Source organism: Terrabacter sp. FW104-15G4B, from assembly GCF_058790095.1.
This window is the reverse complement of sequence record NZ_JBYTCI010000051.1, coordinates 1-11,950: the sequence shown is the minus strand read 5'-3', so window position 1 is coordinate 11,950 and position 11,950 is coordinate 1. Positions and strand designations below refer to the sequence as shown.

At 71.6% G+C, this 11,950-nt stretch carries 13 protein-coding genes; 8 read left to right on the top strand and 5 right to left on the bottom strand.

Going from position 1 to position 11,950, the window contains the following annotated elements:
• A partial coding sequence (locus tag AC3WRT_RS20180; protein ID WP_492725128.1) for an antitoxin occupies nucleotides 1-221 on the bottom strand: 221 nt, incomplete at its 3' end.
• Between the two features lie 116 nt (nucleotides 222-337).
• Here AC3WRT_RS20180 and AC3WRT_RS20175 point away from each other — a divergent pair.
• Nucleotides 338-562 (top strand): hypothetical protein, encoded by a 225-nt coding sequence (locus tag AC3WRT_RS20175; protein WP_492725126.1) that lies wholly within the window; start codon nucleotides 338-340, stop codon nucleotides 560-562.
• A 53-nt stretch (nucleotides 563-615) separates the two neighbouring features.
• On the opposite strand, the gene AC3WRT_RS20170 is transcribed toward AC3WRT_RS20175, so the two are convergent.
• Entirely contained in the window at nucleotides 616-2,028 is a 1,413-nt protein-coding gene (locus tag AC3WRT_RS20170) for an NAD(P)H-quinone dehydrogenase (protein ID WP_492725124.1), read from the bottom strand.
• A gap of 79 nt (nucleotides 2,029-2,107) precedes the next feature.
• On the opposite strand from AC3WRT_RS20170, the gene AC3WRT_RS20165 reads away from it, so the two are divergent.
• A complete protein-coding gene (locus tag AC3WRT_RS20165; RefSeq protein ID WP_492725123.1) occupies nucleotides 2,108-2,941 on the top strand; it encodes a purine-nucleoside phosphorylase in 834 nt (277 codons plus the stop codon).
• Nucleotides 2,941-4,620 carry a phospho-sugar mutase gene (locus AC3WRT_RS20160; protein WP_492725121.1) on the top strand — a complete coding sequence of 560 codons (1,680 nt, stop codon included), beginning with the start codon at nucleotides 2,941-2,943 and terminating at the stop codon, nucleotides 4,618-4,620. The genes AC3WRT_RS20165 and AC3WRT_RS20160 overlap by 1 nt, the downstream gene beginning before the upstream one ends.
• A 150-nt stretch (nucleotides 4,621-4,770) precedes the next feature.
• Here AC3WRT_RS20160 and AC3WRT_RS20155 read toward each other — a convergent pair whose 3' ends face one another.
• Complete coding sequence (locus AC3WRT_RS20155; RefSeq protein WP_492725119.1) at nucleotides 4,771-5,412, bottom strand: PH domain-containing protein; 642 nt, start codon at nucleotides 5,410-5,412, stop codon at nucleotides 4,771-4,773.
• A 55-nt stretch (nucleotides 5,413-5,467) separates the two neighbouring features.
• Here AC3WRT_RS20155 and deoC point away from each other — a divergent pair, with 55 nt between their 5' ends.
• Genes deoC through AC3WRT_RS20130 form a run of 5 tightly spaced genes read left to right on the top strand, consistent with a single transcriptional unit; the run spans nucleotide 5,468 to nucleotide 10,221 of the window.
• The gene (deoC, locus tag AC3WRT_RS20150; RefSeq protein WP_492725117.1) at nucleotides 5,468-6,454 is read left to right on the top strand and encodes a deoxyribose-phosphate aldolase; all 987 of its coding nucleotides are present in this window, start codon (nucleotides 5,468-5,470) and stop codon (nucleotides 6,452-6,454) included.
• A gap of 21 nt (nucleotides 6,455-6,475) precedes the next feature.
• Nucleotides 6,476-7,960 (top strand): aldehyde dehydrogenase family protein, encoded by a 1,485-nt coding sequence (locus tag AC3WRT_RS20145; protein WP_492725115.1) that lies wholly within the window; start codon nucleotides 6,476-6,478, stop codon nucleotides 7,958-7,960.
• Complete coding sequence (locus AC3WRT_RS20140; protein WP_492725113.1) at nucleotides 7,957-8,844, top strand: aldehyde dehydrogenase family protein; 888 nt, start codon at nucleotides 7,957-7,959, stop codon at nucleotides 8,842-8,844. The genes AC3WRT_RS20145 and AC3WRT_RS20140 overlap by 4 nt, the downstream gene beginning before the upstream one ends.
• Nucleotides 8,845-8,875: 31 nt before the next feature.
• Complete coding sequence (locus tag AC3WRT_RS20135; RefSeq protein WP_492725111.1) at nucleotides 8,876-9,529, top strand: uridine kinase family protein; 654 nt, start codon at nucleotides 8,876-8,878, stop codon at nucleotides 9,527-9,529.
• Entirely contained in the window at nucleotides 9,526-10,221 is a 696-nt protein-coding gene (locus AC3WRT_RS20130) for an aspartate/glutamate racemase family protein (protein ID WP_492725110.1), read from the top strand. The genes AC3WRT_RS20135 and AC3WRT_RS20130 overlap by 4 nt, the downstream gene beginning before the upstream one ends.
• A 40-nt stretch (nucleotides 10,222-10,261) precedes the next feature.
• Here AC3WRT_RS20130 and AC3WRT_RS20125 read toward each other — a convergent pair whose 3' ends face one another.
• Together AC3WRT_RS20125 and AC3WRT_RS20120 are read right to left on the bottom strand one after the other, a co-directional pair.
• Nucleotides 10,262-11,419, bottom strand: a complete 1,158-nt coding sequence (locus tag AC3WRT_RS20125) for an adenosine deaminase (RefSeq protein WP_492725108.1) — start codon at nucleotides 11,417-11,419, stop codon at nucleotides 10,262-10,264.
• Nucleotides 11,416-11,814: a cupin domain-containing protein gene (locus tag AC3WRT_RS20120; protein WP_492725106.1), complete on the bottom strand. Its 399-nt coding sequence runs from the start codon at nucleotides 11,812-11,814 to the stop codon at nucleotides 11,416-11,418. Before AC3WRT_RS20120 ends, AC3WRT_RS20125 begins: the two co-directional genes overlap by 4 nt.
• Between the last annotated feature and the right edge of the window lie 136 nt (nucleotides 11,815-11,950).

The window sequence follows — 11,950 nt, the reverse complement described above, 5'->3', positions numbered from 1 at the left end:
GGCGAGGCGGGGGGCTCCGGTGAGGCGGGCGGCTGCGCGCCCTCGACGTCGGGCGGCAGGCCCAGGGTCTCCTTCAGCTTGTCGGTGCCCTGGTCCACCTGACCTGCGTATTTGTCCCCGGTGCGCTGGTTGATGAGCTCCTCGGCCTTGTCGAGACCCTGCTGGGCCTGCTCGGGGTGCCCCTTGACGAAGTCCTTGGCCTTCTGGATCCAGTCGCTCACGACGTATGCCTCCACGGTCGACCTGCTGAGCGGCGCCGGCCGTCATGCGCCCGGCACGCTGAGGTGACGACGACGTCGCCACGGAGCCGACGGTACGCCTCTGGCACACTGCTGGTGTGCTTGCGACCCTGCCCAGTGCGACCGCCGCGCCGCCGATCTTCTCCGGGACGAACCTGGTGATCCTCGTCGTCGTGGCGGCCGTCGTCTACCCGTTGCAGAAGAAGCTACGCGAGTCGGTCTCCCGCCGGCGGCGCGAACGCTGGGCAGTGAAGGAGAGCCACGCCGAGCTCGAGCGTGGGGAGCGTGACCGGCGGGCGCCCACCGACGACGACACGCGCTGACGGGCGTGCAAACCCTGCGGATCCAGCCGCTGGACCGGCTGCGCTGCCCACCGTCAGTCGGACTGGTGCAGCTGGCGCGCCGCCTCGGCGACCGAGCCGGAGAGCGACGGGTAGACCGTGATGGTGCTCGACACCTGGTCGACACCGAGCCGATTCTGCACGGCGAGCGCCACGGGAAAGATCAGCTCGGAGGCCTTGGGGGCGACGACGACGCCGCCGAGCACCGTGCCGTAGCCCTTGCGGCAGAAGAGCTTCACGAAGCCGTCGTTGATCCCCTGCATCTTGGCGCGCGGGTTGCGGGCGAGCGGCAGGGTCACGGACTCGACGTCGGCGGACTCGTCGGCGGCCTTCTGGCTGATCCCGACGGTCGCGATCTCGGGCTCGGTGAAGATGTTGGCGGCGACCCCGCGCACGTTGAGGGGCGACACGGCGTCGCCTAGGGCGTGCCACATCGCGATCCGTCCCTGCATGGCGGCCACGGACGCCAGCGGGAGCACCCCGGTGCAGTCGCCCGCGGCGTAGATGCCTCCGACGTTCGTGCGCGAGACGCGGTCGACCTGGATGTGACCGGAGGGGCTCAGCTCCACACCGGCCTCCTCGAGGCCTAGACCCGTGGTGTTGGGCACCGAGCCGACGGCGAGCAGCGCGTGCGAGCCCTCGACGGTGCGGCCGTCGACGAGGGTGACGACGACGCCATCGGCGGTGCGCTCCACCGACGCCGCGCGTGACTTGTTGAGGACCTCCATGCCGCGCTTGCGGAACACGTCCTCGATGACGGTCGCTGCGTCGGCGTCCTCGCCGGGCAGCACGCGGTCGCGCGAGGAGACGAGCACCACCTGTGAGCCGAGCCCGAGGTAGGCCTGCGCGAGCTCCGCGCCGGTGACGCCGGACCCGATGACGACGATCCGCTCCGGCAGCTCGTCGAGGGTGTAGATCTGCTGCCAGGTGAGGATGCGCTCGCCGTCGGGGCGCATGGTGTCCATGACGCGCGGGGACGCGCCGGTCGAGACGAGCACGACGTCGGCACGCAGCTGCTGGGTGGTGCCGTCGGCCAGCGCGGCGACGACGAGGTCGCGTCCGGCCACCCGCGCGGTGCCCCGGAGCACCGTGACGCCCACCTGCTCGAGGCTGCCCTGGATGTCGGCGCTCTGGGCGGCAGCGAGCTCGAGGATGCGGCCGTTGACGGTGCGGGCCTGCGCGACGGCGTCCGACACCTCGTCGCCGTCGTCGTCCTGCAGTCGGACGCCCAGGTGCGAGGCGGTCTCGAAGTCGGACATGTAGTCGGCCGTCGCGATCAGGGCCTTGCTCGGGACGCAGTCGGTGAGCACCGCGGCGCCGCCCAGGCCGTCCTTCTCGACGATGGTGACCTGCGCACCGAGCTGCGCGGCGACGAGGGCCGCCTCGTAGCCACCGGGGCCGCCGCCGATGATGACGACGGATGTCTCACGGGTGATCACGTGCTCCATCCAACCATCCCCGGTGGCAGGCCCCGAACGCGTCGGGGATCGACGTCCGGGCGGTACCGACCTCGCTAGAGTCCTGACCGTGACCAGTTCCCCGCGTGATCTCAGCGACCCCTCGACCGACCCCTTCGACGTTGCCGCCGACGCCGCCGCCGTCATCGCGGAGCGCACCGGAGTCGCGCGCCACGACGTCGCGCTGGTGCTCGGTTCCGGCTGGGGACAGACGGCCGACCTCATCGGTGAGACGCTCGCCACGGTCGAGAACGCCGAGGTGCCGGGCTTCCACCAGGCCGCGGTCGAGGGCCACTCGGGCAGCATGCGGTCGGTCGCGATCGGCGACACGGGCCGGCGCGCGCTCGTCTTCGGCACCCGCACCCACTTCTACGAGGGTCGCGGGGTGCGCTCCGTCGTCCACGGGGTGCGGACGGCCAATGCCGCCGGGTGCGAGGCGATCGTGCTGACCAACGGCTGTGGCGGGCTCAACCCCGACTGGGCGCCCGGGACCCCCGTCCTCATCCGCGACCACATCAACCTCACCGCGCACTCCCCCGTCGAAGGCCCGAACTTCGTCGACCTCACCGACCTCTACTCGCCGCGCCTGCGCGACCTCGCACGCGAGGTGGACCCGGACCTCGACGAGGGTGTCTACGTCCAGTTCCGCGGGCCCCACTACGAGACGCCGGCCGAGGTGCAGATGGCCAAGGTGCTGGGGGGCGACCTCGTCGGGATGTCCACGACGCTCGAGGCCATCGCGGCCCGCCAGTGCGGCCTCGAGGTGCTCGGCATCTCGCTCGTGACCAACCTCGCCGCGGGCATCTCGCAGAGCCCGCTCAGCCACGAGGAGGTCCTGGAGGCCGGACGCGCCGCGGCCGACCGCTGTGGCCGCCTGCTCGCCGACGTCGTGGGGCGCCTGTGATGTCCGAGAGCAACGAGGCGGTGTATGCCGCGGCCCGGGCCTGGCGCGACGACGACCCCGACCCCACCACGCGTTTTGAGCTGGACGCCCTCCTGCGTCGCGCGTCGGACGGTGACGAGGCGGCTGCGGCGGACCTGGCCGACCGCATGTCCGGGCTCCTCGAGTTCGGCACGGCTGGGCTTCGCGGCGCCCTTGGCGCCGGACCCAACCGGATGAACCGGAGCGTCGTCATCCGTGCGGCAGCCGGCCTCACGGCATACCTCAAGGACGAGGGCCGTGCGGGCGACGCCCCCACGGTGGTCATCGGCTACGACGCCCGCTACAACTCCGACGTCTTCGCCCGGGACACCGCGTCCGTGGTGGTGGCGGCCGGCGGCCGGGCGCTGCTGCTGCCCCAGCCGCTTCCGACGCCGGTCCTCGCGTTCGCGATCCGCCACCTGGGGGCCGACGCCGGCGTCATGGTGACGGCGAGCCACAACCCGCCGCAGGACAACGGCTACAAGGTCTACCTCGGTGACGGCAGCCAGATCGTGCCGCCGGCCGACGCGCAGATCGCGGCGCACATCGCCCGCATCGAGCGCGTCTCCGAGGTGCCGCGGGCCGTCGACGGGTGGGAGACGCTGGGCGACAACCTGCTCGACCAGTACGTCGACGCGGTGGTGACGGTGGTCGATCCGTCCTCCCCGCGCGAGCTGAGCATCGTCCACACGAGCCTGCACGGAGTCGGGCATGCCACGGTGCACCGTGCGTTCGTGCAGGCGGGCTTCGACCCTCCCGTCGTCGTCGACGAGCAGGCTGTGCCGGACCCGGACTTCCCGACGGTCGCCTTCCCGAACCCCGAGGAGAAGGGCGCGATCGACCTCGCCCTGGCCCGCGCCCGGGCGGTCGGCTGCGACCTCGTCATCGCCAACGACCCAGACGCCGACCGGTGCGCGGCAGCGGTGCTCGACCCGGCGCTCGGTGACTGGCGGATGCTGCGTGGTGACGAGGTGGGGGCGCTGCTCGGCGCCCACGTGGTGCGGCGCGGCGTCTCGCGTCGTGACGTGTTCGCCAACTCGATCGTCTCGTCCCGCCTGCTCGCGTCGATCGCCAGGTCCGCAGGGCTCTCCCACGAGGAGACCCTGACCGGCTTCAAGTGGATCTCCCGCGTCGACCGGCTGCGCTACGGCTACGAGGAGGCGCTCGGCTACTGCGTGGCGCCGCAGCTGGTGCGTGACAAGGACGGTGTCAGCGCCGCACTGCTGCTCGCCGAGCTCGCGGCCACCCTCAAGGCGCAGGGGCGCTCGCTCACCGACCTGCTCGACGACCTCGCGGTGCAGCACGGGGTGCACGCGACCGACTCCTTCTCGGTCCGGGTCGCCGACCTAGCCCAGAGCGACACCCTGATGGGCCGCCTCCGCGCCGAGCCGCCGAGGGCGGTGTCAGGCGTCGACGTCGCCCGCACCGACGACCTGGCCCGGGGCGACGGCGGCCTGCCGCCGACCGAGGGGCTGCGCTACCACCTGGCCGACCGGTCGCGCATCATCGTGCGCCCGAGTGGGACCGAGCCCAAGGTCAAGGTCTACCTCGAGGTCATCGAGCCCGTCGCGAGCGCCGAGACGCTTCGCGAGTCCCGCGCCGTGGCCGAGACCCGCCTGGCCCGCGTCCGCGCCGACATGGAGACCCTCACCTCCCTCTGAGCCGGCCTCCCGCCACCGTGCGGTGACGAACCCGGGGGTGGGAAACTGCCCATTCGACGTGGGGGACGGCCTCAAGTGGGCACTTTCCCACGGCGCAGGTGGCGCGCGCGGACGCAGGCCGTATGCGTACGGCTGCTGGCGCCGGAAGACTCAGGCGACGAACGTGGCGAGGATGAAGAAGACCGTCGCGACGAGCAGCAGGCCGACGGCCACGGGGTCCCAGACCTGGGTGGCGATGCGCGGGGTTCGGCCGTCCTTGCGCCTGCGGTCTGCGCCGATGCGCTCCTCGACCTCCGTGGCGACCCCCTGGGCCTCCACCTTGGACTTCGTGGGGGCCTCGGTCGTGCCCTTGCCCCGGACCTTGTTGGCACCGGGGGTCAGCATCCCGCGGCCGTACCTCGGCCGGCCCGGGTCCGCGGGCACGCCCCAGGCGGTGTACTTGCGGCCCTCGGCCACCACCTCGAGAGCCCAGCGGGAGCGGACCTCGCTGATGACGGGCCAGGTCAGGTCGACGACCCGGAGCGGGTTGACGATTCGCAGGCCCTCGGCGTGCAGGATGACGCTGGGGCGCACGACGAAGAGCCAGAGCAGCACGAGCGCCAGCACGGTGGTCGAGATGAGCGTCCAGCTGCGCGGCTCGGTGAGCAGTCCCGGTACCAGCAGCGCGAGTCCCGCGAGTCCGCCGATGACACCGACGGTGACCGACGAACCCGGCCGCAACGTGCGGGCGTCGCGCAGCCCGCTGCCGTCCTTGGGTGAGTCGGCGGGCTGCTGCGACACATCTGGGCTCACGGTGAGACTCTCTCACGCGTCACGGCCCGACTCGACAGGCGGATAGACTCCGGTGGTGACAGTTAGCACCACGACGCTCAGCGCGCAGGACCTCACCGCGCAGGCGCGGGACGTCCTCGGCGTGTCTCGCCTGACCAACCGTGCCCTCACCTCCTGGCTGCACGGCCTGCCGGGCGTCGACCAGGTCGGCTGCGAGGCCCGCACCGCTGCGCTCGGGACCCGCTCTGTCAAGACCACGAGCAAGGCCTGGGCCATCGACGCCGCCATCGGGATGATCGACCTGACCACCCTCGAGGGCTCCGACACCGTCGGCAAGGTGCGCTCGCTGTGCGCCAAGGCCCTCGTGCCGGACGCGCTCGACCCGACGACGCCACGCCCAGCCGCGATCTGCGTCTACGGCGACATGGTCGCGACCGCGAAGGCGGCGCTCGGCGACAGCGGCATCCACGTCGCTGCCGTGGCGACGGCCTTCCCCTCAGGACGGGCGAGCCTGGCCGTCAAGCTGGCCGACACGCGTGACGCAGTCGCGGCGGGCGCGGACGAGATCGACATGGTCATCGACCGCGGGGCCTTCCTGTCCGGCGACTACCTCACCGTCTTCGACCAGATCGCCGAGGTGAAGCAGGCCTGCGGGGCGGCGCACCTCAAGGTCATCATGGAAACCGGTGAGCTCGTCACCTACGACAACGTCCGCCGCGCCTCCTACCTGTCGATGCTCGCCGGCGGCGACTTCATCAAGACCTCAACCGGCAAGGTCCAGCCCGCAGCCACCCTGCCGGTCACGCTCGTGATGCTCGAGGCGGTCCGAGACTGGCGCGAGCTGACCGGCGTCCAGGTGGGCGTGAAGCCGGCCGGCGGCATCAAGACGACCAAGGACGCCATCAAGTACCTCGTCATGGTCAGCGAGATCGCCGGCGACGACTGGCTCAGTCCCGAGTGGTTCCGCTTCGGCGCGTCCAGCCTCCTCAACGACCTGCTCCTGCAGCGCCAGAAGCTCGTCACGGGCGCCTACTCCGGCGCCGACTACGTGACGATCGACTGACCGACCGCGAAAGACACCCTGATGCCGAAGTTCGAGTACGCCCCCGCGCCCGAGTCGCGCGCCATCGTCACGATCGAGAAGTCCTACGGCCTCTTCATCGACGGCGCGTTCACGCGCCCGAAGGCGACCTTCCCCACGATCAACCCCGCCGACGAGACGGTCCTCGCCGAGGTGAGCCAGGCCGGACCCAAGGAGGTCGACAAGGCCGTCGCCGCCGCCCGCCGCGCCTACGAGGGTGTCTGGGGCCGGATGAGCGGCGCCGAGCGCGGCAAGTACCTCTTCCGCATCGCGCGCATCCTGCAGGAGCGCGCCCGGGAGTTCGCCGTGCTCGAGACGCTCGACAACGGCAAGCCGATCAAGGAGACCCGCGACGTCGACGTGCCGGTCGCCGCCGCGCACTTCTTCTACCACGCGGGCTGGGCCGACAAGCTGGAGTATGCCGGCCTGTCCGCCTCGGGCGCCGACGTGCCCCGCCCGCACGGCGTGGTCGGTCAGGTCATCCCGTGGAACTTCCCGCTGCTCATGCTCGCGTGGAAGATCGCGCCGGCCCTCGCGACGGGAAACACCGTCGTGCTCAAGCCCGCCGAGACGACGCCGCTGTCGGCGCTGCTCTTCGCCGAGGTGTGCCAGCAGGCCGAGCTGCCCGCGGGCGTCGTCAACATCGTCACGGGTGACGGCCGCACCGGACAGGCCCTCGTCGAGCACCCCGACGTCGACAAGGTGGCCTTCACCGGATCGACGGAGGTCGGCAAGGCCATCGCCCGCTCGATCGCCGGCACGTCGAAGAAGGCGACGCTCGAGCTCGGCGGCAAGGCCGCCAACATCGTCTTCGACGACGCGCCCATCGACCAGGCGGTCGAGGGCATCGTCGGCGGGATCTTCTTCAACCAGGGCCAGGTGTGCTGCGCCGGCTCGCGCCTGCTCGTGCAGGAGAACGTCCACGACGAGGTCGTGGCCCGGCTGAAGCGCCGTCTCGCGACGCTGCGGGTGGGCGACCCGATGGACAAGAACAGCGACCTCGGCGCGATCAACAGCAAGGCCCAGCTCGACCGCATCACCTCACTCGTCGAGGCGGGGGTGGCCGAGGGCGCCGAGCGCTGGAGCCCCGAGTGCACCCTGCCCACCAAGGGCTACTGGTTCCCCCCGACGGTCCTGACCGGCGTCTCGCAGACCCACCGTGTCGCGACCGAGGAGATCTTCGGCCCGGTCCTGTCGGTGCTGACCTTCCGCACGCCGCAGGAGGCGGTCGCCAAGGCCAACAACACGGCCTACGGCCTCTCCGCCGGCGTCTGGACCGAGAAGGGCTCGCGCATCCTCTGGATGGCCGACCACCTGAGGGCCGGTGTCGTCTGGGCCAACACCTTCAATCGCTTCGACCCGACGTCGCCGTTCGGCGGCTACAAGGAGTCGGGCTACGGCCGCGAGGGCGGCCGGCACGGCCTCGAGGCGTACGTGACCACCGCCCCTTCGACCGCCCCTTCGACCCTGACGGGAGCCGCCCGATGAGCCGCCTCGACGTGCGCAAGACCTACAAGCTCTACATCGGGGGCAAGTTCCCGCGCAGCGAGTCAGGCCGCTCCTACGAGGTGGTCTCGGCCACGGGCGAGTTCCTCGCCAACGCCGCGATGGGCTCCCGCAAGGACGTCCGGGACGCCGTCGTGGCGGCTCGGGCCGCGCTGCCCGGCTGGTCCGGCGCCACGGCGTACAACCGCGGTCAGGTGCTCTACCGCGTCGCCGAGGTGCTCGAGGGCCGCCGCGCGCAGTTCGTGGAGGAGGTCGCCGCGAGCGAGGGCCTCTCGGCGCGCGCCGCCGGCCCGCTGGTGGACGCCGCCATCGACCGCGTCGTCTGGTATGCCGGGTGGACCGACAAGATCGCCCAGGTGCTCGGCAACCTCAACCCGGTCGCCGGCCCCTTCTTCAACGTGTCCGCCCCAGAGCCGACCGGTGTCGTGGGCGTCCTTGCGCCGCAACGCTCCTCGCTGCTCGGTCTGGTCTCGGTGGTGGCCCCGGTCATCGCCTCCGGCAACACCGCCGTGGTCGTGACGTCCGCCAACCGGCCGCTGCCCGCTGTGACGTTCAGCGAGGTGCTCGCGACGTCCGACGTGCCGGGCGGTGTCGTCAACCTCATCACGGCGAAGACCGGCGAGGTCGCGACGTGGCTCGCCGCCCACCGTGACGTCAACGCGATCGACCTCACCGGAGTGGCCGGCGCCGACGGCGTCGACTGGGCGACGCTCGAGGCCGAGGCCGCCGGCAACCTCAAGCGCGTGTTCCGCCCGATGCTGCAGGACGGCGCCCCGGTCGAGCCCGACTGGAACGCCGACCCCGGCCTCGGCCGCATCCGGGCGTTCGTCGAGACCAAGACCGTCTGGCACCCCAAGGGCCTCTGAGCCCTCGACACCAGGAGACGAGGTGGCCTCGGTGCAGCCCGAAGCACCCGCGGAGGGTGGCCGCTCGCGCCGCGACCGCCGGCGGGTCATCCTGCTGACGGGTCCGAGCGGGGCCGGCAAGAGCCGCCTGGCAGAGCGGCTGAGCGCCGGTCACGGTTGGCCGGTCGTCCGGCTCGACGACTTCTACCTCGAGGCCAGTGACCCGCGGCTGCCGCGCTCCCCGCTCGGCATCCCCGACTGGGACCACGCCGACTCGTGGGACGCCGACTCGGCCGTGGAGGCCCTGGGCCGGCTCGTCGACGAGGGCAGGGTCGAGGTCCCCGTCTACGACATCGGTGCATCCGCCGTCACCGGGCGCCACCTGCTGCACGCCGAGCCCGACGACTACGTCCTCGCCGAGGGCCTCTTCGCTGGACGCCTCGTGGAGCGGCTGCAGAGCGAAGGCCTGCTCGCGGACGCCCTGTGCGTGCGCCAGAACCGCTCCCTGACGGCGGCGCGCCGCTTCGTCCGCGACCTGTCCGAACGGCGCAAGCCAGCGCACATCCTGATGCGCCGTGGGCTCGCGCTGTGGCGTGACGAACCCCGCGTCGTGGCCGAGGCCCAGGCGCACGGGGCCCGGTGCGTGCACCCGCGCGAGGCCGAGGCCGAGCTCAGCGCGCTGCTCGTGGCGACGACGGCGTCATGAAGCTGATCGGCCTGCTCGGCGGGATGAGCTGGGAGTCGAGCGCGGCGTACTACCGCCTCGCCAACGAGCTCGTGCGTGAGCAGCTCGGAGGCCTCTCCTCCGCCCGGCTGCTGCTGCACTCCGTCGACTTCGCCGAGATCGAACGCTGCCAGGCCGAGGACCGGTGGGACGACGCCGGTGCGCTGCTGGTCGCGGCCGCGGTCGGGCTCGAGGCCGGAGGCGCCGAGCTCCTGGTGCTGTGCACCAACACGATGCACAAGGTCGCCCCGCAGCTCGAGGCTGCGATCTCGATCCCGCTGCTCCACATCGGCGACGTCACGGCCGAAGCCGTCCGGGCTGCCGGGATCGGACAGGTGGGACTGCTCGCGACCGCCTACACGATGGAGCAACCTTTCCTGCGGGACCGCCTGGCCGCCCACGGGCTGACGGTCCTCGTGCCTGACGCCACCGACCGCGCCGTCGTGCACCGAGTGATCTACGACGAGCTGTGCCTCGGCGTCGTCACCGAGGAGTCCCGGCAGGCCTACCGCGAGGTGATCGCGCGACTCGTGGCCGCCGGCGCCGAGGGCATCATCCTCGGCTGCACCGAGATCGAGCTGCTCGTCGACCAGTCGGACTCGGACGTGCCGGTCTTCCCGACGACGCGACTGCACGTGGAGGCGGCGGTCGCAGCCGCGACCGGGCAGAACTGAGCTCGCTCGCGTGCGGTCCCGGCGGTCGCACTGACGCTGCTCAGCCGTGAGGCGCGGTCTCGTAGCCGACCGCTGCGTAGCCCGGCTTGATGACGTCGTCGATGAGCGCGAGGCGCTCGTCGAACGGGATGAAGGCCGACTTCATGGCGTTGATCGTCACCCAGCGCAGGTCGCCGACGTCCCAGCCGGCCTCGTCGTGCAGCAACGTGGCCTCCCTCGTCATGGAGGTCCCGCTCATCAGGCGGTTGTCGGTGTTGAGGGTGACGCGGAAGCGCAGGCGCAGCAGCAGGGTGATGGGGTGGTGGGCGATCGAGGGCGCGGCGGAGGTCTGCAGGTTGCTGCTCGGGCACATCTCCAGCGGGATGCGTTTGTCGCGGACGTATGCCGCCAGCCGGCCGAGGCGCACCCGGTCGAGCTCCAGCGTCGTGAGGGCGTCATGGTCGTCCGTGTGGCCCTCGATCCACTCACCGAAGGGCGACCCGTCCACGGTGATGTCGTCGACGATGCGGACGCCGTGGCCGAGGCGGTCGGCGCCGCACCACTGGATGGCCTCCCAGATCGACGGCAGGCCGAACGCTTCGCCTGCGTGGATGGTGAAGTGGAAGTTCTCGCGCCGGAGGTACTCGAAGGCGTCGAGGTGCCGGGTGGGCGGGTAGCCCGCCTCGGCGCCGGCGATGTCGAAGCCCGAGACGCCCTCGTCGCGGTAGCGGATCGCGAGCTCGGCGATCTCGGTCGACTTCGCCGCATGCCGCATGGCCGTCAGCAGGGTCGTCACCCGGATGGGGTGGCCGGCCGCGGCAGCCTTGGCCTCTCCGTCCCGTAGACCGGCGTTGACGGCCTCGACGACGCCCTCGAGCGTGAGCCCATGGGTCAGGTGCTGCTCGGGCGCATAACGGCTCTCGGCGTAGACGACGCCGTCCGCGGCGAGGTCCTGGGCGCACTCGCTCGCAACGCGGAAAAGGCCTTCACGGGTCTGCATGACGGCAAGCGTGTGGTCGAAGGTCTCGAGGTAGCGCGGGAGCGATCCCGAGTCGGCGCTCTCGTGGAACCACGCCCCGAGGGCCGTCGCGTCGGTCTCGGGGAGACCCTGGTAGCCGCTCTCGGACGCCAGCTCCACGACGGTCTGCGGCCGTAGGCCACCGTCGAGGTGGTCGTGCAGCAGCACCTTGGGTGCGGCGAGCAGCACGTCGTCGCTCATGCGGTCGTCCCGGTGCCGTCCTGGTCGCCGTCGTCGTCTCGGTGCACCGTGTCGGGGCTGAACGCGGGCAGGCACACGGCGACGTACTCGGCGCCCTCGGGACCGCACGAGTAGCGGATGCGCTCTCCCCCGCGAGTCAGCACCGACTGGCCGGCCTGCACCTCGAGTGATCCGCCGTCGTGGTCGACGACGACGGTGCCAGCCAGCACGAGGGTGATCTCGTCGAACTCAGGGGTCTGGAACGGCTCCGACCACCCTGCGGGGGCCACCATCCGTGCGACGGAGACCGACGACTGCAAGGCCGCGTCGGGCGTGTTGACGGCACCGACGTGCTCGTCGATGACCTTGCCGCCGGGGACGGGGATGCGCGTGGGGGAGGCGATGAGTTCAGGCACGAAGGAAAGCCTAGACCCTGGCGCACGCAGCGCCGATCGGCCTGGAGCACATTCACCGGTCATGGCCCGGAAATGCGACAAACCCCGCCGGTCACCCGGCGGGGTTTGTCTGAAAGTGTGTCCGGCTGCGTCCTAC